20 protein-coding genes are annotated in these 21,743 nt (G+C 69.6%); 10 read left to right on the forward strand and 10 right to left on the reverse strand.

Translation table 11 applies throughout. The annotated features are described in order from the left end of the window. Positions 1-75: 75 nt before the first annotated feature. From ACFWIW_RS03545 to ACFWIW_RS03555, 3 genes are read right to left on the reverse strand one after another with little or no spacing between them, the layout of a single operon-like run. The gene (locus ACFWIW_RS03545) at positions 76-552 is read right to left on the reverse strand and encodes a hypothetical protein (protein WP_378366932.1); all 477 of its coding nucleotides are present in this window, start codon (positions 550-552) and stop codon (positions 76-78) included. Further along, a complete protein-coding gene (locus ACFWIW_RS03550; protein WP_378366933.1) occupies positions 549-1,964 on the reverse strand; it encodes an ATP-binding protein in 1,416 nt (471 codons plus the stop codon). Before ACFWIW_RS03550 ends, ACFWIW_RS03545 begins: the two co-directional genes overlap by 4 nt. Next, entirely contained in the window at positions 1,961-2,635 is a 675-nt protein-coding gene (locus tag ACFWIW_RS03555) for a response regulator (protein ID WP_378366934.1), read from the reverse strand. The genes ACFWIW_RS03550 and ACFWIW_RS03555 overlap by 4 nt, the downstream gene beginning before the upstream one ends. 111 nt (positions 2,636-2,746) lie before the next feature. Between ACFWIW_RS03555 and ACFWIW_RS03560 the strand changes: the two genes are divergently transcribed. Then, on the forward strand, positions 2,747-3,973 hold the full coding sequence (locus tag ACFWIW_RS03560) for a DUF418 domain-containing protein (protein ID WP_378366935.1): 1,227 nt from the start codon (positions 2,747-2,749) through the stop codon (positions 3,971-3,973). 180 nt (positions 3,974-4,153) lie between these two features. On the opposite strand, the gene murD is transcribed toward ACFWIW_RS03560, so the two are convergent. The 5 genes from murD to ACFWIW_RS03585 all read right to left on the reverse strand — a co-directional run bounded on the left by murD (position 4,154) and on the right by ACFWIW_RS03585 (position 8,832). Then, entirely contained in the window at positions 4,154-5,497 is a 1,344-nt protein-coding gene (gene murD / locus ACFWIW_RS03565) for a UDP-N-acetylmuramoyl-L-alanine--D-glutamate ligase (RefSeq protein WP_378366936.1), read from the reverse strand. Further along, the gene (locus tag ACFWIW_RS03570) at positions 5,494-6,060 is read right to left on the reverse strand and encodes a hypothetical protein (protein WP_378366937.1); all 567 of its coding nucleotides are present in this window, start codon (positions 6,058-6,060) and stop codon (positions 5,494-5,496) included. Before ACFWIW_RS03570 ends, murD begins: the two co-directional genes overlap by 4 nt. Then, positions 6,057-7,472 (reverse strand): UDP-N-acetylmuramate--L-alanine ligase, encoded by a 1,416-nt coding sequence (murC, locus tag ACFWIW_RS03575; RefSeq protein ID WP_378366938.1) that lies wholly within the window; start codon positions 7,470-7,472, stop codon positions 6,057-6,059. The genes ACFWIW_RS03570 and murC overlap by 4 nt, the downstream gene beginning before the upstream one ends. Positions 7,473-7,765: 293 nt before the next feature. Beyond that, positions 7,766-7,972: a DUF397 domain-containing protein gene (locus ACFWIW_RS03580; RefSeq protein ID WP_378366939.1), complete on the reverse strand. Its 207-nt coding sequence runs from the start codon at positions 7,970-7,972 to the stop codon at positions 7,766-7,768. Beyond that, the gene (locus ACFWIW_RS03585; protein ID WP_378366940.1) at positions 7,969-8,832 is read right to left on the reverse strand and encodes a helix-turn-helix domain-containing protein; all 864 of its coding nucleotides are present in this window, start codon (positions 8,830-8,832) and stop codon (positions 7,969-7,971) included. Before ACFWIW_RS03585 ends, ACFWIW_RS03580 begins: the two co-directional genes overlap by 4 nt. A 244-nt stretch (positions 8,833-9,076) precedes the next feature. Between ACFWIW_RS03585 and ACFWIW_RS03590 the strand changes: the two genes are divergently transcribed. The 3 genes from ACFWIW_RS03590 (at position 9,077) to ACFWIW_RS03600 (ending at position 11,134) form a co-directional block, all read left to right on the forward strand. Further along, positions 9,077-9,913 carry a hypothetical protein gene (locus ACFWIW_RS03590; RefSeq protein ID WP_378366941.1) on the forward strand — a complete coding sequence of 279 codons (837 nt, stop codon included), beginning with the start codon at positions 9,077-9,079 and terminating at the stop codon, positions 9,911-9,913. Positions 9,914-10,147: 234 nt separating this feature from the next. Beyond that, positions 10,148-10,309: a hypothetical protein gene (locus ACFWIW_RS03595; protein WP_378366942.1), complete on the forward strand. Its 162-nt coding sequence runs from the start codon at positions 10,148-10,150 to the stop codon at positions 10,307-10,309. Positions 10,310-10,366: 57 nt separating this feature from the next. Further along, the gene (locus ACFWIW_RS03600; RefSeq protein WP_378366943.1) at positions 10,367-11,134 is read left to right on the forward strand and encodes a BTAD domain-containing putative transcriptional regulator; all 768 of its coding nucleotides are present in this window, start codon (positions 10,367-10,369) and stop codon (positions 11,132-11,134) included. 145 nt (positions 11,135-11,279) lie between these two features. Here ACFWIW_RS03600 and ACFWIW_RS03605 read toward each other — a convergent pair whose 3' ends face one another. Then, positions 11,280-11,936, reverse strand: a complete 657-nt coding sequence (locus ACFWIW_RS03605) for a response regulator transcription factor (RefSeq protein WP_378366944.1) — start codon at positions 11,934-11,936, stop codon at positions 11,280-11,282. 119 nt (positions 11,937-12,055) lie between these two features. Between ACFWIW_RS03605 and ACFWIW_RS03610 the strand changes: the two genes are divergently transcribed. The 6 genes from ACFWIW_RS03610 to ACFWIW_RS03635 are packed head-to-tail and all read left to right on the forward strand — an operon-like array spanning position 12,056 to position 20,480. Next, entirely contained in the window at positions 12,056-12,727 is a 672-nt protein-coding gene (locus ACFWIW_RS03610) for a response regulator transcription factor (protein ID WP_378366945.1), read from the forward strand. Next, a complete protein-coding gene (locus tag ACFWIW_RS03615; RefSeq protein WP_378366946.1) occupies positions 12,724-14,013 on the forward strand; it encodes a sensor histidine kinase in 1,290 nt (429 codons plus the stop codon). Before ACFWIW_RS03610 ends, ACFWIW_RS03615 begins: the two co-directional genes overlap by 4 nt. A 36-nt stretch (positions 14,014-14,049) precedes the next feature. Continuing rightward, positions 14,050-16,149, forward strand: a complete 2,100-nt coding sequence (locus ACFWIW_RS03620; RefSeq protein ID WP_378366947.1) for a fibronectin type III domain-containing protein — start codon at positions 14,050-14,052, stop codon at positions 16,147-16,149. Positions 16,150-16,171: 22 nt separating this feature from the next. After that, a complete protein-coding gene (locus ACFWIW_RS03625) occupies positions 16,172-17,125 on the forward strand; it encodes an AAA family ATPase (RefSeq protein ID WP_378366948.1) in 954 nt (317 codons plus the stop codon). A 14-nt stretch (positions 17,126-17,139) separates the two neighbouring features. Next, positions 17,140-18,318 carry a DUF58 domain-containing protein gene (locus ACFWIW_RS03630; protein WP_378366949.1) on the forward strand — a complete coding sequence of 393 codons (1,179 nt, stop codon included), beginning with the start codon at positions 17,140-17,142 and terminating at the stop codon, positions 18,316-18,318. Then, a complete protein-coding gene (locus ACFWIW_RS03635) occupies positions 18,297-20,480 on the forward strand; it encodes a transglutaminaseTgpA domain-containing protein (RefSeq protein WP_378366950.1) in 2,184 nt (727 codons plus the stop codon). Before ACFWIW_RS03630 ends, ACFWIW_RS03635 begins: the two co-directional genes overlap by 22 nt. Before the next feature lie 43 nt (positions 20,481-20,523). Here ACFWIW_RS03635 and ACFWIW_RS03640 read toward each other — a convergent pair whose 3' ends face one another. Next, complete coding sequence (locus tag ACFWIW_RS03640; RefSeq protein ID WP_378366951.1) at positions 20,524-21,723, reverse strand: serine/threonine protein kinase; 1,200 nt, start codon at positions 21,721-21,723, stop codon at positions 20,524-20,526. Between the last annotated feature and the right edge of the window lie 20 nt (positions 21,724-21,743).

Raw genomic sequence — 21,743 nt, forward strand, 5'->3', positions numbered from 1 at the left:
GGCCCCACCCCCGTTTGGTCGTCACGGGCGCGTTCACCGTGAACGCGCCGTTCACGACCTCGCCGCCGCCGGGTTTCACTTGATCAAGGGGCAGGTGCGCGACGCGTCCGCTTCGGTGGTCCCGATGGTGAACCCGAGCCGTACTTTGGCCGTGCGCGCGCCGCCGCCCTGTACATGGACGCCGAGCGCGGTGCAGACGATCTGGTCGATCCCCAGCGGTGAGACCTCTCGGCGCGCCAACGGAAGCGTGAGCTGGATGAGTTCGAGTTCGGTCGTCACCGTGACCCGGGGGAGCGCGGACAACGCGATCTCGGTGTGCAGGCCCTGGCCGGGAGCGGCTCCGCTGAACAGCAGTGCGAGCGCGTCGGCGATCGAACCCAGTCTGCCGCTCTTGCGCTCATCGGGCCGCAAGCGCTGCTGCGCGTCGACGAAGTACAGCGTCACGCCGGGCGCGACTCCGGTCGGGGCGTCACCGCCGGGGGTCGGCCCGTCCGGGCTCACGCCACAGCCCGTGAGCAGCAAGCAGACGGCCAATGCTCGTAGGAGTTTCACCTGTCCTCCGGATTCCGGGGCAGTTCGAGGACGAAGCGGGCGCCGCCGCCCGGGATGTCGTCCGCGCCGAGGTCGCCGCCGTGCGCGCGGGCGTTCTCCCTGGCGATCGCCAAGCCGAGCCCACTGCCCGGGGTACGGGCACGCCCGGTATCGGCCTTGTAGAAGCGATCGAAGACGTGCGGCAACACGTCTTCGGACAATCCCGGGCCGTGGTCGGTCACCTCGACGCGGACCGTGGCGGCGGACATGGAGACCCGCACCCGGACGGGTCGCGCGCCGTGGCGCAGGGCGTTGCCGACGAGGTTGGCGACGATGACGTCGAAGCGGCGGCGGTCGGCGAGCAGGCGGATTCCTTCCGGTGCTTCGAGTTCGACCTCATCGAGCCAGGCGCGAGCACGCAGGCAGCGGCGCACGGCGTCGGCGGCGTCGACCTCCTCCAGCCGGAGCCGGGCGGTTCCGGCGTCGAACCGGGAAATCTCCATCAGATCTTCGACGAGGTTCACGAGCCGGTGGGTTTCGGTGATGGCCAGTCGCGCGGATTCCCTGGCGTCGGGCTCCATCCCGTCCGCGGTGGTCGCGAGCACTTCCACCACCGCGGTGAGGGTGCTGAGCGGGGTGCGCAATTCGTGGGAGACGTCCGCGGCGAACCTTTTGGCGTCGTTGCGCATCCGTTCCATCGTGGTCATCGACATCTGCACGGACTCGGCCATGTCGTTGACGGTCGCGGTGAGTTCGGCCAGTTCGTCGGCGCCCTTCGGTTCGGTGCGCGCCCCGAGGTCGCCGCGAGCCAGCCTGCGCGCGGTGTCGCGAAGCTGCCGGACCGGGCGCAGGACACCGCCCGCGGCCAGCAGGGCGAGCAGGATCGACAGCGGGAGCGTGGCCGCGGCGGCGATCGCCGCCGCCCGGGTCAGTGCGTCCGTTTGCCGCCGCACGCCGGTGAGATCGTGCGCGGAGTAGACCTCGATCCCCGACGGGGTGCGGGTTCCGTCCAGCGCGGTGATCATGATGGGGGTGCCGATCACCAGCCACGGGACGCCGTCGACGCTCAGCCGTTGGGTGACGAGCTGCTGCCGCAGCCGAACCTCGGTGTGCAACGCGTCGGTGGCCAGGCGGGAGGCGGCCCCGTTTTCGGACCGCAGGGCCGCGTAGGTCACCAGGGTGTCCGGACCCAAAGCCGACCGCAGCCGGTCGAGCGCGTCCTGGTCCGGCGGATAGTCCAGTTGTGACGTGAGCGCGCCGAGCTGATCGGTGACGGTCTTGGTGAGCCGCTGCTGGGTGGCGTCGACCAGTGAGCTGCTCGCCGACCCGGCGCTCGCCGCGCCCGCCGCCGCGGCCACCAGCACCGTGGTCAGCACGAAGGCGAGGAGCAGCCGCGCCCGCAGCCCGCGTGGCCACGGCCGCCACGCGGTCACAACGGCCCGAACCGGTAGCCGAACCCGCGCACCGTCTGGATGTAGACGGGGTCGGTTGGATCCGTCTCGATCTTCGCCCGCAGCCGCTGCACACAGTTGTCGACCAGCCGCGAGTCGCCGAGATAGTCGTGTTCCCAGACCTCCTCCAGCAGCTGCGTCCGGGTGAAGACCCGGCCGGGCGTGCGCGACAAGGTCAGCAGCAGGCGCAGTTCGGTCGGGGTCAACCGCAGCGGCTCCCCGCGCACGGTCACGGTCAGCGCGGCGGCGTCGATACGCAGGTCGTCGTACACCCGCACGTCGTCGTCGGCACCGGTGCCGCGCCGCAGCACCGCACGGATCCGTGCGTCGAGCACCGCCGGACGCGCCGGCTTGACGACATAGTCGTCCGCGCCGACCGCCAGCCCGGTGACGACGTCGAAATCGTCGCCGCGGGCGGTGAGCATGATGACCGGCACCTGGCCGTCCGCCCGGACCCGGCGGCACACCTCGAATCCGTCTATACCGGGCAGCATCACGTCGAGCACCACCAGATCCGGCGAGGACGCGCGGAACTCCGCCAGCCCCTTCTCGCCGGTCTCCGCGACGCGCACGTCATGCCCGTGTTTGGTCAGCGCCAGCTGAAGACCGCGGCTGACCAGCGGATCGTCCTCGATCAACAGAATCGACACCATCAGTCCATTATGGATATGCCGTCGGCGCGCGGCGACCCCGGCGGATTTCTGCGACAGAACTGCGACACGATTTCCACTGCCCTCGGACGTCCGGCCCGCAGCATGACAACCATGATCCCAACCACTCCCGCAGTGTCCACAGTGCACACGAACGATCAGGGACACCGTGTACCGAAGGGGCGTCTGCTCGGTATCGACGTCGTGCGCGCACTGGCGCTCCTCGGTGTGTTCATCGAACATTTCCGCGTGAACGGCTGGTTCAGTGCGGGTCCGGTCCGCGATACCGGTCCGGCGCTGCTGCACTGGGTGAACGTCGAGACCTCCTCGCGGGCGATGAGCCTGTTCGTTCTCCTCGCCGGGGTTTCGTTGGCGCTGATGACGGGCGGATCCCGGCCCTACCAAGGGAAAAGGATGCGCACGGCGGTACTGAGGGTGATCGTCCGCGCGGTGACGCTCTGGTTGATCAGCCTCTGCATCGACGAATTCGCTCCGTCCGTCATCGCCGTCTATGCCGTACTGCTGGTGTTCCTGCTGCCCTTCACACGTCTGCGGCCGAGGACGTTGTTCATCCTCTCCGGCATTTCCATCCCGCTTGTCACCACGTATGCGATGTGGGTGCTGTCGGCGCATATGGACTGGATGCGGTCCGAAACTCCGGACGGTCTCGCGTTGCTCGCGCGTCCGGGCAGCTGGGGCGAATACTTCGTCACACTGGTGTCCGTCGGAAGCGGTTTCCAGTTCGTCTACGGAATTCCGCTCGTGCTGGCGGGGCTGGCCATCGGCAGGCTCGACCTGCACGGCCGCGCGGTCCGGATCAAGATGCTGGTCGCCGGGCCGTGCGTCGCACTCGGCGCCGTCACCGTCTCCCTGGTGGCCTCGAAGCTTTTCGGCGTCGACGAGCTGCTCGAGCGGAGGTCGCCGGATGACCTGGTCTGGCAAGAGGTGTTCGCGATGCCGGGCTCCAATTCCGTGTACGCCACCAGCGTCGTCGGGATCGTTTTCATGATCGGTGTGGCGTCGGCCTTGCTCGGCGGTTTCCTGATGCTGACGGACCGGCGGATCTGGCGGCGGCTCCTGTGGCCGCTGGCGGCGGCCGGTGGCATGACGATGACCTGGTACGCGGGGCATTTCATCTACCAATCGGCGATCGGCCGTCCGCAGACCTACTCGTTCGTGTACTTCTGCGCGATCGTGCTGGTGACGCTCGTGGCGTCGGTACTCTGGCGGCGCTGGATCCGGCGCGGCCCGTTGGAATGGCTGGTGCACAAGGCGATCACCACCGTCGTCCCCGCTCCGAAACCCTGGACGGCCCGCGTGGACAAGGCAGACGTGACGTGACGTGACGCGAAAGCCACTTTCGCAACCTTCAACGTTGCGAAAGTGGCTTTCGCAACACTTCCGGCGGGGCGGCCGGTCGTGTCGCGGGCTCCGGCGATGCCAGACGTGACGCGAAAGCCACTTTCGCAACCTTCAACGTTGCGAAAGTGGCTTTCGCGACGTCTGGACCGGGCATCGGCCTCAGCCGGTCAACGCGCCGACGGCGGCTTGAAACATCTCGCCGCGCTGCGCGTAGTCCGCGAACATGTCCCGCGACGCCGCCGCGGGAGCCAGCAGCACCACGTCGCCGGGACGCGCCATCGTGCGCGCCGCTCGCACCGCGGCGGTCATGTCCCCGTCGGACATCCGCACCGGCGTGTCGGGCGCGTGTCGTGCCAGTGCCGCGGCGAACAGGTCTCGATCCGCGCCGATCAGCACCGCTCCGCGGAGCCGGTGGGCGGTCTGGGCGATCAGCGCGTCCACCGATGCGCCTTTGAGTTGACCGCCGGCGAGCCAGACCACATGTTCGTGGGCGCGCAAGGAGATCGACGCCGCGTGCGGATTGGTCGCCTTGGAGTCGTCGACGTATCGCACGCCGTCGACCTCGGCGATCGTCTCCCCGCGGTGCGCCGCCGGCCGGAACCGCGTCAGGCCGTCCCGGACGGCCTGCGACGGCACGCCATAGGCGCGGGCGACCGCGCCGGCGGCGAGCGCGTCGGCCCATCCGGCCGGGCCTGCCGGGTGGATTCCGGCGGTCTCGACGAGTCGCTCGGCCACGCCGAAGGCGCGGTCCACCAGCACGCCGTCGCGGATGCCGAGCTGACCGGGTGCGGGTTCGCCGAGCGTGAACCCGACCTTCCGGCCGGCGGGGGCCTCGGCCAGCAGATCTGCCACCGTGGCGTCGTCGACTCCGCCGACGGCGATGGCGCCGGTCAGCGCGCGTGCTTTGGCCGCGCTGTATGCGGCCATGCCGCCGTGCCAATCCAGGTGGTCCTCGGCGAGGTTGAGCAGCGCACCGACCGCCGGGCGCACCGAGGGCGACCAATGCAACTGATGACTGGACAGTTCCACGGCCAGAACCCGATGGCCTGCCCCGAGCACCTCCACCACCGGCAGCCCGATGTTGCCGCACGCGATCGCGTCGACGCCGGCCGCCCGCAGGATCGATTCCAGCATTCCCACGGTGGTGGTCTTGCCGTTGGTACCGGTGACCACCAGCCAGGTCGGCGGATCGGACAGTTCGGCCGACATGCGCCAGGCCAGTTCGATCTCACCGATCGTCTCGACCCCGCGCTCGGCGGCGGCGGCGAAAAGCGGGCTGTCGAGCCGCCAGCCGGTGCTGGTGACCACCAGGTCGATGTCCTCCGGTGGTTCGGTGAGCCCGACGGCAAGCGTGACACCGGGGATGTCCGCGAGGGCGGCGAGCCGGCCGGCGTCATCGTCGGTGACGGTGACCTGGGCACCGGCCGCGCTCAGGACACGGGCCACCGCACGGCCGGTGACGCCCGCACCGGCCACCAGGACCGTCCGTTCGTCCGCCTTCACGGCTCGCTCCTCACGAGATCACCGAGCACGCTTCCCCCGAGCAAGATCACCTCGGCGCCCGCCTCGGCCAGCGTGACCGTCGTCGGCGGCAGCAGCGCCGCTGCCCTGGCTTGGGCCGCTGGGTCGGCGAAGTCGAGATAGACCGCCCGCGCGCCCAGTTCGGCAGCGAGCCGCGCGCCATGTTCATCGCTCACCTCCAGCAGCGGCGTCATATTCGACCGCAGGGCCAGCCCATGCAGTTCGGCCAGCCGTTCGGGGGTCAGGGCCGCCTGCGCCAGTGAGATCGCGTCCGCGCCGCAGGCACTGGCCGCCCACAGCCGGTGCTCGGAGAAGACCGGGTTCCGCAGCAGGACCGGCACCTCGACCGCGGCGCGGACCGCGGCGAGATCCTCGCGGCCGCCGTGCCGCCAACGCTTTTCGGTCACCACGCTGACCGCGGCACAGCCTCTGCGAACAGAGCGCATCGCCTGATCCGGACGCCGTACTTCGCACACCACAGGGGCGCGACCCGAGCGGCAGGCGTTGGGAAAGTCCCGGGCACTCGCCTGCCCGGCCCGCGTCATCGGTGGCCGCCCGGCCGTCGAACGCGAAGGGCGGTGAGCACTTGGCCGGCCATGGCCGACATCGGGGCCGCCCCGAGCGTCACGACGAGGTCGCCGGGGCGCGCGCGGCGGACGACCTCCCCGATCGTTTCGGACCAGCCGCCCGTGAACGCCTTCGCCTCGGCCGCAAGGGGGATCGCTTGTGCCAGTTCAGCTCCGTGGTGACCTTGTTCGCCTGCCGCGGTGCGGTCGAACACCTCCATGACGATCGCTTGGTCGGCCAGGGCGAGCGCCGCGGCCGCTTCGGTCCGGAAACGCCGGGTCCGGTAGGTGCCACAGGGCTGGCACACGGCGATGAGCCTGCCGCTGCCCGCGACGTGCCGCAGTGTCCGCAGGGAGGCGGCCAGCGCCGTGTGGTGGCCGGCGTAATCGTCGTAAACCCGCACACCACCGGCGAATCCCTTGAGTTCGAATCTCCTGCCCACCCCCGGGTAGATCCCCAAGCCCTCGATCGCCTTCTCCGCGGAGACGCCCAAACGGGTGGCGGTCAGCAACGCGGCGGCCGAGTCGAGCCCGAGGTGCGCGCCGGGGACCGGCACGGTGACCTCGCCCAGCGGGGTGCCGTCGAGACGCGCGCGATAGCGAGTCCTGGTCGCCGACGAGGACAGACCCGACACCCGCAGGTCCGCGTCTTCACGCTGTCCGTAGGTGTACACGGTCGTTCCCCGCGCCCGCGCGTGCACGGCGAGCGCGCGGCAATGCGGGTCGTCGGCACTGGTCACCACGAAACCGCCCGGCTGGACCTGACCGCAGAACCGGAGGAACGCGGCCCGCAGACCGGCCATGTCGCCATAGGTGTCCAGATGATCGGAATCGATATTGGTCACGACCGCGAATCTCGGGTCGTAGTGGCGAAACGACCGATCGCTTTCGTCGGCTTCGGCCACGAACAGATCGCTTCGCCCGTGCGCGGCCGACCCGTGACCGACCAAGTCGCCACCGATCACGAAGGACGGATCGATCCCGCTGTGGCGCAACGCGGTGACCAACATGCCGGTGGTGCTGGTCTTGCCGTGCGTCCCCGTGACGGCCACGCTCCGATAGCCGGCCATGACGGCCGCGAGCGCCTCGGCGCGGTGCAGCACGCGCAACCCGCGCCGCCTGGCGGCGACGAGTTCCACGTGATCGTCGGGAATGGCCGTGGAGTACACGACGGTGTCCGCATCGTCCACGGCGGACTCTCCGTGATCCGAGCGGACAAGGCAACCCAGCGCACGCAGACGCGCCACCGGCGGCCGGTCACCTCGTTCACTGCCGGACACCGTGAAACCCCGGCGCAGCAGTATCTCCGCGAGACCGCTCATCCCGACCCCGCCGCATCCGACGACATGAACGCGCCCGAGATCCTTCGCTGTCAACGTGCCTACGCTCATTCTGATCTCCATCTCGATCATCCGCGGTCCAGCCATGGCCGTGCCCATTCGAGCGACCGTCCTGTGCGGTACCTCTCAATGAGCTTTGCGCTGGTGCCTGATGTCGAGACTGCTTCGTCTCTGTCGTCAATGCGTCCGAACGATGTCGCAGTTCTGTGTCAGCGTGTTCCGTGACGGCCTGATCGGCCTGCCGGGTGTTCCGGGGCCCACGAAAAAACCGCCCTACCTTGGCGAACTTGCCAGGTGGGCGGTGTTTCGTCATTGTCGGGCAAAGGGCTCCTCTGCCGTGAAGCTTATTTGAGCGAACTCAAAAAGGCGTTCCAGCTTTCCGGGCTGAATTTGATCGTCGGCGGGTTCGCCGTGCGATCTTTGCTGTCGCGCACGGAGATGGAATCGTTTCGCAGCTGCACTTCCACGCAGCTGGCGGTCGCGTTCGAGTAGCTGCTTTTGAACCAGCCTCCCGGTGCCTTCGTTGTCGATGAGAATTCGGCGTCGTTCAATCTAGGTCCCTGGCGTATTGGCGGATCATCTCTAGTGATTGCCGCTCGTCCAAAGCTTGCCCGAATGCGTCACTGTAGGTCAGTGTGATATCGCGGACTTGCGTTGGGTCGTCGATGATGTCGTAGGTGGTAACCGTCTCTTGCCAAGCGACGGTGGGTAGTCTCGGATTTTCGAAATCGATCATGTGCACCGTGGATGCGCCGAAGAGTCCGCATGCTCTCGCGGTAAATGGAATAATACGAACCCTGATCCTTTCGGGATGACCTTCGATCATGTCCGCCAGGTGGTCAAGCTGGCCTCGCAAGGTGGCCGGGCCGCCGATCTGCTGCCGGAGCGCGGCTTCGCTGATGATCGCCGTGACCTGAAGTGGATTCTCACTCAGGAGCCGCTGCTGTCTCTGCAGGCGGACCTCGACACGTTGGTCGACCTCGACTTGGCGAACGACGACTGCGGGTGTCATGATCGCCCTCGCGTAGTCCGCGGTCTGCAACAGCCCGGGAATGATCAGGCTCTCGTATTCGCGGACACCCTGAGCCCCCAGTTCGAGGCCGAACATGCGTTGAATCTCGCTGCCGAGGAAGCTCGAATACTTGGTCCACCAACCCCGTTCCTTGGCCACTTGCCGCAAATCGAGGAGCTCCTGTCGCTCGCTGTCGTCGAACTCGAGAAGCGCCAGTAGCCTGACCAGGTTCTCTTCGGACAGGATTTTGCGTTCGTTTTCGACGGCGGACCAGTAGTTGCGCGAGAAGCCCAGTGCGTCGGTGATGGTCTTGACGTCGACGTTCAACTGATCGCGGCGTTCGCGGAGTCGAAGAGCGAGCTCCCATGCTGCGACCACCGGAGACGGTGGTGGTGGCACTTCTTCTCCCTTCGGGTTCGGTCGCCGTCATGCACGGGCTGGTTCATGTGCATGGTTACGGTAACCACACGATACTCCGGGCAGTGTAGCCAGGCAGTGTAACCCCACCTTATCGTTCGAAGCGACCTGGCAAGCCGTCGGTCGAGCCGCATGTCGTGGTCGCAAGGGCCCGTCGAGCCTTTCGGCGCCTGGCTTCCCGGCGGTGCCGCCACAGCGATGCCGCATGTCAAAGGGGAGGAACCAGATGTCAACTCCTGGTCAATACGGGTTCGATGCCCATCCTGAACCGTCCGCCGTGGGCTGCTACGCGCTGTCGTCCGGATCGACCCCGGAGCCCGAAGCCATCATGTCGAGTGCCGCTCCACCACCGCCGGCGACACTGGGCCTCGACGTCGGCGACCCCGCGGCTCGCGACGCGGTCGGCCTGGCCGCGGCCCACTGCACGATCGTCGCGGTCGACATAGAAGGGTTCGGGCAACACCACCGCAGCAACACGAACCGGGTGCGCATCCGCCGCGGGCTCTACAAGGCGATGCAAGCGGCCTTCGAAGGCGTCGGAATCCCGTGGCTTTCATGCCACCGTGAAGACCGGGGTGACGGGATCTTGATCCTCGCCCGTGCCGAGACTCCGAAGGCCCTGTTCGTCGAACGCCTGCCTCATGCGCTCGCGCTGGAATTGGCCAGGCATAATTCGGCTCACCCGTGCGAAGAACAAATGCGTCTTCGGCTCGCCCTGCATGCCGGAGAGATCAACTATGACGAATACGGGGTCACGGGTTACTCGATAATCCATGCGTTCAGGCTCCTTGATGCGCCATCGCTCAAGGTGGCGCTCGCCGGCAGTTCGGCGATTCTGGCCATCATCGGATCCGATTGGTTCTTCACCGAAGTCATCCGGCACAGCGAGTTCAGCAATGCGGCGTCGTATTCCCCTCTGGAGGTCAAGAGCAAAGAGACGGAAACGCGAGGTTGGGTCCTTCTCGGCAGCACCTCCGCTAAATCTCACCATTCAGGAGCGGGCTTGCGATCTCCTCGTCATGGGTCCTGTTCTCGCACGGTGCGACGGGGTCCGAGGAGATAAGCCCGGTTGATCCGCGCCCATACAATGTGCGGGCGACGCGGATCGCAAGTGACCAGGGAAGCTGTCACCCGGATGATCGTACTTCGGTATCCGGTCGATCTAAAAAGATGCTCGACTTGCCGGTCGGGGAACCACCCCACGCCGGTGGCCGGACCGCCAGGCGGCACCGATCGCGTCGCGAACGCGGGTCGTGAGTGACAAGTGTCGTTCCGACGACCATGGACACTCACGACAGTGTTGACGATCGTGGTGGTGCCGAGCTCGATGATCGCCGGTCCGATCGGCGCGAAACGCCACCCGGTGGCCGCGACGTCGGGCGAGTCCATCGCCGACGGCGAACTCGACGTGATCGGCACTGTCGTCCCGTGCGGGCCGGTGACTGTCATGAAATCCTAATACCGTGCCGGGCAAGCTGTCCTCAGACCGCACAAGCACGCCACGGGGGGACATCCGATGCTCTTCCAGCTCCTCGGCCCGATCGAGGTCAACGCACCTGGTCACCCAGCACTCGAGATCAAGCCGGGCAAGCCCGCCACCGTGCTGACCGCGCTGCTGCTTGACCGCGGCAAGTGGGTCGGCGTGGACCGGCTGATCGACGCGGCCTGGCATGGCCGAACCGCTCCGGCCTCGGCAAGGGGCAACCTGAAGTCCTACATCTGCGGACTGCGCCGCGCACTGGCGCCCGCGGCGGACAGGGCCCGGATCGAGAGCAGGCCCGGTGCGTACCGGATCGTCGTCGACGGCAACGAGACCGACGTCCACCATGTCGGCCGCAACGCCGCGGAGGGCCGCGACGCCCTCGGCGACGGCGACCACGAGCGAGCGGCCAAGCTGCTCGCCGACGCGCTGGATCTGTGGCGCGGCACGCCGTTCGAGGGCCTTCGGTCCCTGGACGCCCTCGCCGAAGTCGGCCGGCTGGAACGCCTTCACGTGCAGATACGCGAAGACCTGGCCGAAGCCAGCCACGCGCTGGGCAGGCACCTCGACGCGATCGCCCTCCTGCACGGTTTGATCGCCGAAGATCCCCTGCGCGAGCATGTTTGGGCACGGCTGGTCCTGGTGCTGAACGAAACGGGTCAGCGCAGCGAAGCGCTCGCCGCGTTCCGCCGGGCCCGCGCGATCATCGTGCGGGAACTCGGCGTCGAACCGGGAGCCGCCCTCACCGATGCCCACCGGACCGCGTTGCTGGGCCGCGAAACCGGATGCCGTGCGGCCGCCTGACCGCACCGAAGGCGAGGTGCTTCGAATGAACCGGCGGTGAACCGGTGTCCGTCATCATCGGCACGGTTCACCGCTCGTGACGGTGGTATCGGCCCAGCGGGAGACAGGTGGCGAGTTGCTCAGCGACGACATCCGGACGGCGACGTCAGCCGATGCGGTAGCCGGCTTTCGGCACCGTGGTGATCAACGGTGGCTTCAGCAGCTTCCGCCGGAGACTCGTCAGCAGGACGTCGAGAACGTTGGACGTCGGATCGGCCATCTCGTCCCAGCCCGCCCTGATGAGCCGATCACGGGAAACCGGATGGCCCGCGTTCTCCAGCAGGCAACGCAGCACGGCGAACTCCGTGCGGGTCAGGCTCAGCAGGACACCGCCGCGCCGGACCTCGTGCCTGCCGGTGTCCAGTTCGAGGTCCGCGGCCCGCAGCACCGACGGCAGCGGGACCCGGCCGCGGCGGCAGAGGCTGCGCACCCGCGCCACCATTTCCGCGATGGCGAAGGGCTTTTCGAGGTAGTCGTCGCCGCCGCGCCGCAAACCGGCGACGCGCTGATCGGGATCGCCCAGCGCGGTCAGGAACAGCACCGGGGTGGTCCAGCCGGTGCCGCGTTTCCGTTCGACGTAGTCCAGCGCGTCCCCGCTGGGGAGCATCCGGTCGAACACCACACAGTCGTAGGCGTTGACGAACAGCGCTTCGTCCGCGGGGCGGAGATCGCCGACGGCGTCGACGGCGAACCCGGCGGCACGCAGGGACGAGTGCACGGACGACCGGAGGGCTTCGTCGTCTTCGATGACCAGGATCCGCACCCGGCCAAGGTAGCCGAGCCGCCGGACGGCCGTATCCGGGTGATCGCCCGTTCCGCGGTGCCCGGGACGCTAATCTCCCACGGTGACCCCATGACCTCCCTCTTTGGTGCGAGGATCTGATGCCGATGAACGCGAGGGTGCTGGTCGTCGAGGACGACGAGGACATCCGGATGGCCGTGTCCGCCGAGTTGCGCGCCGCCTCGTTCACCGTGGACGCCGCCGGTTCGCTGGCGGCCGCGGCCGAAGCGCTCGAAGCGGCCGGAGGGCCGCACGACTGCGCGGTCTTCGACCGGATGCTGCCCGACGGCGACGCCATCGGCTTCGTCGACGAGCGCAGGCGGCGGGGCTGGGCCGTGCCGGTGCTGTTCCTGACCGCGCTGGATTCGAGCAGCGCCCGGATCGAGGGATTCGAACACGGCGGGGACGACTACCTGGTCAAACCCTTCGTGATGGCGGAGCTGCTGGCGCGTGTGATGAACCTGTGCCGTCGCCGGGACAGCAGGCCGCCGGTGTTGCGCCACGCCGACCTCGAAGTCGATTTCGCGCGCTGTGAGGTCCGGCGCGGCGGCGTGCTGCTCTCCCTGAGCAACCGCGAATTCGCGATCCTCGAATACCTCGCGACCCGCCCCGGGATGACGGTGTCGCGGGCGGACCTCGTCGAGCACTGCTGGGATCTCGAAAACGAACCCGTGGCCAACGTCGTCGACGCCGTCGTCAAACGGCTGCGCCGCAAACTGGGCGAGCCCGATCCGGTGGAGACGGTCCGCGGAGTCGGGTTCCGGCTCTCGTGACGGACACCGGCACCGAGACCTCGACCGGGCGGCTGCGACGGCTCCGCGGCCTGCTGACGCTGTTGTTCACCGCGATGAACGCGCTCGGCCTGGTGGTGCTGGCGTGGCTGCTGATCGAGGCGGACGCCGATCAAGGCAGGCAGCGGCTCGACAGCGACGTCCGCCAGGTCTCCGCGACGCTGGCCAGGCTGATCGCGGCGGACGGCGGAGCGATCGTCACCGCCTACATCGGCACCGACACCGTGAACCAGCAGTGCCCGCAGTTCGCCGTCCTGCCCGGCACCGCCCCGCATTTCGAGCCGTACCGGGGTAAGCGCGAGTGCGTCCCCGTCGACGACGGGCTGCTGAACCGGCTCGCGGCCGAGGCCACCGGCACGAACCGCTCGAAGACCGGCTACGAGCGGACGGCCGCCGGGCGGTCCGTCTATGTCGCCGCCGATCCGATCAAGGACTCCTCGGAGCAGATCGTCGGCGCCGTCGTCGTGGTGGCCGACGCCGAAGCCGTCGGCGAGCAGCACGACGAGTGGACGCTGCTGGTGATCGGCGGCTGCGTGCTCCTGGTGCTCGGGCTCGGCGCCGCCGGGTATTTCATCGCGGGCCGCGCCATGCGGCCGGCGACCGCGGCGCTGGAACAGCAGAAGTCGTTGCTGGACGGCGTTTCCCAGCTCCTCGACGGAGTCGTGCACGACCTGAAGACGCCGGTGGCCGGTTTGCGTGCGCTGGCCGAGACGGCGTCGCGGAACCCGGCGGCGCAGGCCGAGATGTTGCCGAGGACGATCCGGCTCGCCTCGATGATGGGCGACATCATCGATCTTTGGCCGCGCCGTGCCCGGGTCACCGCCGGGGTCGAGAAGCCGGCCATGGGGCCGTTGATGCTCGATCAACTGGTCGAGATCCTCGTCGAGGACATGCCGTCCGACGGTGCCCGGATCTCGGTCACGTCGGTGCCGACCCGCGTCGAGGGCGACGCGACGTTGCTGCGGCGCGCGATCGCGAACCTGATCGGGAACGCGGTGAACCACGGCCGCGTTCCCGGCGAGGAGGCCGACATCCAGGTCACCGTGCTCGACGGCAGGGTGATCATCGCCGACCGCGGTCCGGGCGTCGATCCGGATGGGGCGGCGGAACTGTTCGAACGCTTCGTCAGCGGCGGCGGATCGACCGGGATCGGTCTCGCCGTCGTCAAATGGGTCGCCGACATCCACGGCGGCACGCTGCGTATCTACAACCGTGACGAGGGCGGGGCGATCTTCGAGCTCGCTCTGCCCATGGGGACCGGTGAATAGGCCATGACACCGAACGAACGCGTTACGCTGCCGGATGTGATCCGTGCAGGTAAGGGGACCGCCGGGGCGCGCTGGCGGGCAAGGGCTCCGATCGCGTTGATCGTCGCGGGCTGTGTCGCGGTGGTCGGCATCGCGGTGGGTGGCGCTTCGAAGCCGCTGCCCGGTCTGGATCTGGTCCAGACCGGCCACTGGATCTACAACTCGGCGCTCGGCAAGGCGTTCCACATCGACGGGTCGGGCAAGCGGGCGGACGCCGAAGTGAGCGTCCCCGGCGCCGACAAGGACAGCCAGGTGGTGCAGGGTCCGACGCAGGGATACGTCGTCGGCCCTTCGAAGAACATCGAGTTCGGCAAATCGACGTTGTCGGTCGAAGGCAGCCACCCCGCGCCTGCCGCCGAACGTCCGGTGACCCTCGAAGTCCGGGGCGGGCCGTACGCCGTCTACCGCGAAGCCGGGACGGTGAGCCGCTTCGGCGACCGCGCCGTCACCGTCAAGGCCGGGGGACCGCTGGGGACCCCGGTCGCGACCCCGGACGGACGGCTTTGGCTGCACCGGGTCGACACCGGGCTGCTGTGCGAACTGGCTCCCGGTTCGGAGCGGCTGTCCTGCCCGTTCGTGGTTCCCCAGGGGCACAAGGGTTCCCTCACCGTCGTCGGCGACACGGCGATGTTCGTGGACACCACCGACGACACCGCGCGGACGGTCGCCGTCACCGGCCTCGGCGATCCGGTGAAGCTCGGCGTCGAGGTCCCGGAGACCGCGGTCGCGGCGTCGAACGACGTCGAGGGCAGGGTGGCGATCCTCGACCCGCAGGGGTCGCGACTGCATCTGGTGGACGCCGCGCCGCGGGCCAAGACCGCCCCGGTGACCGTCGGCCTTCCGCCGGGTGATTACGCGGGCGTCGCCGCCTCGCGGACCGCCGTCGCGGTGGTCGACCGCACCAGCAAGACACTGCGCACCTTCGACCGTGACGGCCGGGAGCGGGACAAGAAACCGATCCCCGGCGAGGGCGGCAGGCCCCCGGTGCGCGGCCAGGACTCCAAGGTCTACGTCGACGGGGTGGACGGTGCCCACGTGCTGGTGGTGGAGCACGACGGCGCGGTGAACGAGGTCCCGGTGACCGGCGCTCCCGATCCCGCTCAGGACCCGAAACCGGTGGCTCCGCCGCCCCAGAACCCTCCGGACACGCGGGGACCCGTCACACAGCCCCAGCCGCCGCCCGCGCCGTCCGGGAAACCGGACCGGCCCGTCTCGCCGCAGACCACGAAGAAGCCACCGCCCGTCGCGGCGAGCCCGCCGGGCGCGCCGCGGTCGGTGACGGCCACGCCGGGCAACGCCTCCGCGACCGTGCGGTGGAACGCCGCGGCCGCGAACGGCGCCGCGGTGACCGGCTACCGGGTGACCTGGTCCGGCGGCGAGCGGACGGTCGGCGGCGGCGCGCGGACGGCCTCGATCACCGGGCTGGCCAACGGTGCCTCCTATGTCTTCACCGTCGCCGCGATCAACCGCGCGGGAACGGGGCCCGGTGCCAGTTCGGCTCCGGTGACCCCGGCGGTGCCGAAGCCGCCGAGCGCCCCCGGGAACGTCGCCGCGCAACCGCAGGGCAACGGCGGCGCGCTCGTCACCTGGACACCCGCGACGGCGAACGGCTCGCCGATCACCGGCTACCGGATCTACTGGTGCCCGGACAGCGAGGGCATCGACCAGCCGCACGACCCGCCGGACTGCGGCGAGGCGAACGTCCCGGCGTCGGCGCGGCAATATGTGGCCGATTTCCTGTTGGTGGGCACCGAACTGCGGTTCTACGTCGAGGCGACGAGCGCCGCGGGCAACGGCCCGGCGGGGGACGACCCGACGACGCCCAAGGGGCGGCCGGACATCGAGGTGACGCAGCGGAACGGGATGGTGCGGCTGGTGGCCAGGACGATCACCGAGAGCGCGAACTGGAACGCCACGCTCCGCGTCGTCGTCACCGGGCCCGGCGGCTTTCGCAAGGAGCTCACGATCAAGCTCACCGGCCAGCACAACACCGGCACGGATCTCCTCCGCTATCCCGGTGCCAAGGGGGACGAGGTCACCGTCACGCTGCAACCGAAGGTCTACAGCGAGATATCGAAGACGATCACCTGGAAATGACGGGCACGAAACAGGGGGCACGATGAACCAGCCGGCCGCGACCGGGGTCTACCAGGCGGTCGCCGAGAACGTGCAGCGCGTGCTGCGCGGCAAACCGGACGTCGTCCGGCTCGCGATCGCGGCTCTGCTGTCCGAGGGCCATCTGCTGATCGAAGACGTCCCGGGCCTGGGGAAGACGACGCTGGCCCGCTGTCTCGCGCGCAGTATCGGCGGGAGCTGGAACCGGATCCAGTTCACCCCGGACCTGCTGCCCGGTGACGTGACCGGGGTGATGGTCTACCACCAGAACAACGAGAAGTTCGAGTTCCACCCCGGCGGGATCTTCGCGAACATCGTCCTCGCGGACGAGATCAACCGCGGTACGCCCAAGACCCAGTCCGCGTTGCTCGAGGTGATGTCGGAGCGGCGGGCGACGGTGGATTCGGTGCCGCACGAGGTGCCGCATCCGTTCCTGGTGGTCGCCACGCAGAACCCGATCGAGATGGAGGGCACCTATCGCCTGCCCGAAGCGCAGCTCGACCGGTTCATGATGCGGATCTCCGTCGGCTACCCCGATCACGACTCCGAGGTCCGGGTGCTCATGAGCGACTGCGCGCGGGTCAGCCCGGACGAGCTGGGCCCGGTCGTGGACCTGGAGACCCTGCGCCGTGCCATCGACCAGGTGCGGGACGCCTACCTGGATCCCGCGATCTGCTCGTACGCGGTGCGGCTGGCCGCGGCGACCCGGGAGCACGCGGCGGTCCGGTACGGGGCGAGCCCGCGCGGGAGCATCGCCCTCGTCCGTGCGGCGCAAGGGATCGCGGCCACCGACGGCCGTAACTACGTGACGCCGGACGACATCAAGTTCATCGCGAAACCGGTGCTGGCCCACCGTCTGGTGCTCACCGCCGACGCGGAGCTCAACCAGCGGTCCGCGGCCGACGTCGTCGACGAGGCGCTGGCGGCGACGCCCGCGCCCGCGATCAACGCGGTCTGAGCCGAAGACGGCGGATGAGGATGCGGCTCACCGGACGCGGTACCGGACTGCTGGTCGCCGCCGTGCTGCTGTACGGCGCGGGCGAACTGGCCGGATATCCCTTGCTGCGCGTGCTCGCGGGAGCCGCGGTGGGCGCGGTGCTCGCCGGGGTGGTGCTGGCGATCCGGCGCCCGCGGGTCGCGGTACGGCGTGACGTGTTCCCGGACCGCGTCGAACGCGGACGCCCGGCGATGGCCCGGCTGCTGGTCGGGAACCCGGGGACGCGGCGGCAGGCCGGGTTCACGGCGCGGGAGCACGGGGAACACGGCGCCGAACTGGCCGTCACGGTCCGCCCGCTGTCACCGGGCGGTGAGGCGACCTACCACTACGAACTGCCGACACGGCGGCGCGGGCGGTTCACGGTCGGGCCGCTGATCCTGGAGCGTGCCGATCCGCTCGGCCTGGTCCGCCGGCCGCTTCCGGCCGGTGACACCGCGACGCTGTGGGTCTACCCGAAGCTGCATCCCGTGCGCGCGCTCGCGACCGGGCATCCCCGCCACCACCACGACGGGCCGACCACCGACGATTCGCTGCACGGTTCGGCGGATCTGCGGGACGTGCGCGAGTACGTCGTCGGGGACGAGGTCCGTCACCTGCACTGGAAGGCCACGGCCAGGACGGGGCAGCTGATGGTCAGGGACTATGTCGATCCCGACCATCCGCGGTTCACGCTGCTGCTCGACACCCGGGCGAAGGTGTTGTCGGACAACGAATTCGAGGAGGCCGCCGAGCTGGCGGCGTCATTGGTGAACGCGGCGGCGATGGCCGGGCACCGCTGCCGCCTGCTGACCTCGACCGGCGAGGATCTGACGACCTACGGCGGCGCGCAGGCGGCGAGGAGGTTGCTGGACGTGCTGTGCGAGGTCGGCCAGGACCCGGCCGCCGACCGGCCGATGATCCCGGTTTCGTTGTCGCGCAAGGGTGTCCGTGGTGGCTGCCTGGTCGTCGTGACCGGCAGGGCCGGGCCGGACCTGCGCGGGCTCGCGGCCGTTCGGCCGCATTTCTCGTCGGTGTACGTGCTCGGGGTGGGCACGCACGGACTCGGGATGGACGGGCTCGGCGTGCACGGCGTCGAGGGCGTCCCCCGTGCGCGCAGGGTCAGTGCGGCGGACGCGGCCGAGGCGGTGAACCGGTGGAACGAGCTGGTGTCGTGACCCCGCGGATCGCGGACGTCGCCGTGCTCGCCGCGGCGGCGATCGGAGGACTGCTTTTCGCGCCGGTCTTCGGTGTGACCGCGCTGCTCCTGCCGATCGGCGCGGTGGTGCTGGTGATCTACGGCGTCTCCGAACTCGGCAGGCGGTTCCCGAAAACGGTGCCGTGGCGGCCGGTGATCGCCGTACTGGCGGGCCTGCTCGCGGTGATCGAGACGGCGCTGCCGGGAACGACGGCGGCGGGGATCCCGACGGGGGAGACCTTCACGGTGCTCGCCGCCGGAGCCGTCGACGGCTGGCAGCTGACCCTGCGGACGACCTGGCCCGCCCGGCCGGAACCGGAACTGATCTCGTTCGTTCCGCTGGCCGTCCTGGTCGCCGCCGTACTGGGGATCGAACTGCTGCACCGGTTGCGACGACCACTGATCGCCCTCGTGCCGGGGCTGCTCGTCCTGGTGCTGAGCCAGGCCTACGTCGCGGTGACCGGTGCCGCCGCCGTGGCCACGGGCCTCGGTTACGCGGTCATCGCCGGACTCTTGCTGGTCGGCGGCGGGGGGACCGCGTTGCCCCGGCTGCTGAAGCTGGTCATGCCCGCCGTGGTGCTCGGCGTCGTCGGCGCGCTCGCGCTGGCCGTCGCCGATCCGCTCGCGCGACCCGCGTACTCCTTGAAGGACGACGAATCCGTCCCGCTCGCCGAAGAGTCCGTCGCGAGCCCGCTGTCCGAGATCGCCTACCGGACCAAGAATCCGTCGCCGCAGGTGTTCCGCTACACCGGGGACACCCCGGCCTCCCGGCGCTGGCCGCTGGCCGTATTGGACGAGTTCGACGGCTCGAACTGGCTGCCCGGTGGGGGTTTCCGCCGCCTGGGCGCGGAAATCCCGCCCCGTACGGGAGAAGACATCCCGGCCGCGAGGCGCCAGGCCACGATCGAGATGACGGCTCCGTCCGGACCGTGGCTCCCCGGCCAGACGTCGCCCGCGTCGGTCACCGGTGTCGACGCGCTCGTCGACGAGACACGCGGAACCCTCGTCGCCACGGAAACGCCGCCGCGATCCCGCTACACCCTCGGCTGGTGGGAGCCCCAGGTCGGCCCGGATGACCTGATGGGCGCCGGAACGGATCCCGCGCTCCCGGGTGGTCTCGGTGGTCTCGGCACGGTACCCCCGGAGATCGGCGACCTCGCCGACCGGGCGCTGCCGCCCGATCTGCGGCCGTCGTTCCAGACCGCCGTCGCGCTGGAGCGGTACCTCGCCGGAAACTACCGGCTCGCCACGGGCGACGATCTGCCGACTGGACACGGCTGGCCACAGCTGCGCCGGTTCCTGATCGACGGTGACAAACGGGGCACGAGCGAGCAGTTCGCCGCCGCGTACGTGGTGTTGGCCCGGCTGAAGGGAATCCCGGCCCGGCTCGTCGTCGGCTATCGCGCGCCGGACCGGGCCGAAGCCGACGGCGCGCACGTCGTCCGCAACGCCGACATCATCGCGTGGCCGGAGGTCGCGGTGGCCAAGGTCGGCTGGGTTCCGCTCGACCCGTCCGGCACCGCCGAGCAGAGCGGATCCGGGGCCGCGAAAGGGATCGCCGCCGCGGTGGCGGAGGTGCGGACCCAGCTGCCGCCGGTACAGAAACTGGAGAACCCGCCGCTGCCGCCCGGAGAGTCCGAAGAGGACACCGCTTCGGGCGCGGGGGACTGGCGGACGCCGGCGATCATCGCCGGCGTCGCGCTCGGTGTCCTGCTGGTGCTCTGGGGCGCGGGCGTTCCCGGGGTGACCGCGTTCCGCGCCTGGCGGCGACGTCGCAAGGAAGGCCGGGCGGCCGTGATCGGTGCCTGGGCCGAGGCCAGGGACCGGCTGCGGGCGCACGGTCTCCGGGTGACCGCCGGGATGACCGTACGGGATCTGGCCGCCACCGCGGGCGTCCTCGGCGATCAGTCCACAGTGGAGGGACTGCACTCGCTGGCGAGATCAGTCGACGCCGCGCTGTGGTCCGGAACCGCTCCGGAGGTCGCCAACGAGGCGTGGGCCGCGGTGCGGACCGTCCGAAAAGGACTCCGGCGGCGGTCTTGGACGGCGAGGCTGCGCGCGGCGGTCAACGCCCGCGTCCTGTTCCCGCCGCGCGAAACCACCGGGAGAGGCACGTTGCGAAAGCCACTTTCGCAACGTTGAAGGTTGCGAAAGTGGCTTTCGCAACCTCAGGACCGGCCTCGGCTCAGCGCTTGCAGACGGCACCGCGGAGCGGCTGGAACTCGCTCTCGTAGGTGCCCCGCGGGCTGCTGCCCTGGATCTGGAAGCAATACCGCAGGCCCGGCCGGACGTCGACCCGGCGCTGCCTGGTCCGCTGCGTCAAGATCACCTGAGGCTCCGCCCGGCCCTCCTCGGCGAGGATGATCGCGAAGTCCAGTTCGGCGTTCGACGTCCACGAAAGTTCGACATAGGTTTCGTGATCGACGGGAGGGGCCAGGTCGATCGCGACCCCGCTCGACGAGGGAGCGGCCGTTGTCGGCGCCACCGGAGGGGGCTCCCCGCCGCCGGACAGGAGCCAGGGCACGGCGACGGCGCCGCAGATCCCGGCCAGGACCGCGGCCGCGATGACGTAGTTCCGCTTCGAGGCAGCGGTTTCCGGCGGCGGCCGCTCCGGGCGGGACGGCTCCAGCACGAGGATCGGCTCCGCGGGCAGGTCGAGCGGGATACCGGTTCGGGCCGCCGTGAGTTTCCGGTGCAGGTGTTTCAGCCGGGCTTCCGGGTCTTCGGGTCGGCTATCGGGGTCCTTGGCGAGCAGTTCGCCGACGAGCGCCACGAGTTCGTCCGGGACCTCCGGCCGGGTGATGGGCGCGACGGGCTCGGTGAGCACGCGGTGGATCCGGGTCCCTGGTTGTTCGCCGACCACCGTCCTGTGTGGAGGCTCGCCGGTCAGCGCGAGATACAGGACGGCGCCGAGGCCGTAGCGATCGGTCCGCTCGTCCATGGTCTGGTCGCGCACGGTCTCCGGTGCGGCGAACTCGAGACCGTGTAGCGGGTCACGAGGAAACCGTCGCCGGAGCGCCACCCCGAAGTCGGCGACGACGGGCTCGCCGGTGCGCCGGATCAGGACGTTCCCCGGCGACACCGAACCGTGCACCACACCCGACCGGTGCGCGGCCGCGAGTGCCCGGGCGACCGTTTCACCGATCAGCAGCGCGTCCTGGACCGGCAGAGGTTCGGTCAAGGTGGCGAGGGACCTGTCACAGCGCGGCATTCGCAACGCCGTCCGGCCGTCGGCGAGCTTGCCGATCTCCTCCACCGGGAGGATCGACGCGATACCGGAGAGCGCGGCCTGTTCCCGGTCCAGTGCCGCCCGGGTCTCCCGGTCCAGCGAACCCGGGTACACCTTGAGCACCGTATCGCCGGGGCCGGGCACGATGGTGCTCATAGGACGGCCGGATCCCCTCT

The sequence above is a fragment of the Amycolatopsis sp. NPDC058340 genome (assembly GCF_042723975.1).
Classification (GTDB): Bacteria; Actinomycetota; Actinomycetes; order Mycobacteriales; family Pseudonocardiaceae; genus Amycolatopsis.

Excerpts from the sequence above, each read along its gene's own strand:
- ACFWIW_RS03640 (WP_378366951.1), bottom strand. The coding sequence starts at position 21,723 with ATGAGCACCATCGTGCCCGGCCCCGGCGATACGGTGCTCAAGGTGTAC.
- ACFWIW_RS03600 (WP_378366943.1), top strand. The coding sequence starts at position 10,367 with ATGCTCTTCCAGCTCCTCGGCCCGATCGAGGTCAACGCACCTGGTCAC.
- ACFWIW_RS03570 (WP_378366937.1), bottom strand. The coding sequence starts at position 6,060 with ATGACGCGGGCCGGGCAGGCGAGTGCCCGGGACTTTCCCAACGCCTGC.
- ACFWIW_RS03610 (WP_378366945.1), top strand. The coding sequence starts at position 12,056 with ATGCCGATGAACGCGAGGGTGCTGGTCGTCGAGGACGACGAGGACATC.
- ACFWIW_RS03625 (WP_378366948.1), top strand. The coding sequence starts at position 16,172 with ATGAACCAGCCGGCCGCGACCGGGGTCTACCAGGCGGTCGCCGAGAAC.
- ACFWIW_RS03630 (WP_378366949.1), top strand. The coding sequence starts at position 17,140 with ATGAGGATGCGGCTCACCGGACGCGGTACCGGACTGCTGGTCGCCGCC.
- ACFWIW_RS03555 (WP_378366934.1), bottom strand. The coding sequence starts at position 2,635 with ATGGTGTCGATTCTGTTGATCGAGGACGATCCGCTGGTCAGCCGCGGT.
- murC (WP_378366938.1), bottom strand. The coding sequence starts at position 7,472 with ATGAGCGTAGGCACGTTGACAGCGAAGGATCTCGGGCGCGTTCATGTC.
- ACFWIW_RS03560 (WP_378366935.1), top strand. The coding sequence starts at position 2,747 with ATGATCCCAACCACTCCCGCAGTGTCCACAGTGCACACGAACGATCAG.
- ACFWIW_RS03590 (WP_378366941.1), top strand. The coding sequence starts at position 9,077 with ATGTCAACTCCTGGTCAATACGGGTTCGATGCCCATCCTGAACCGTCC.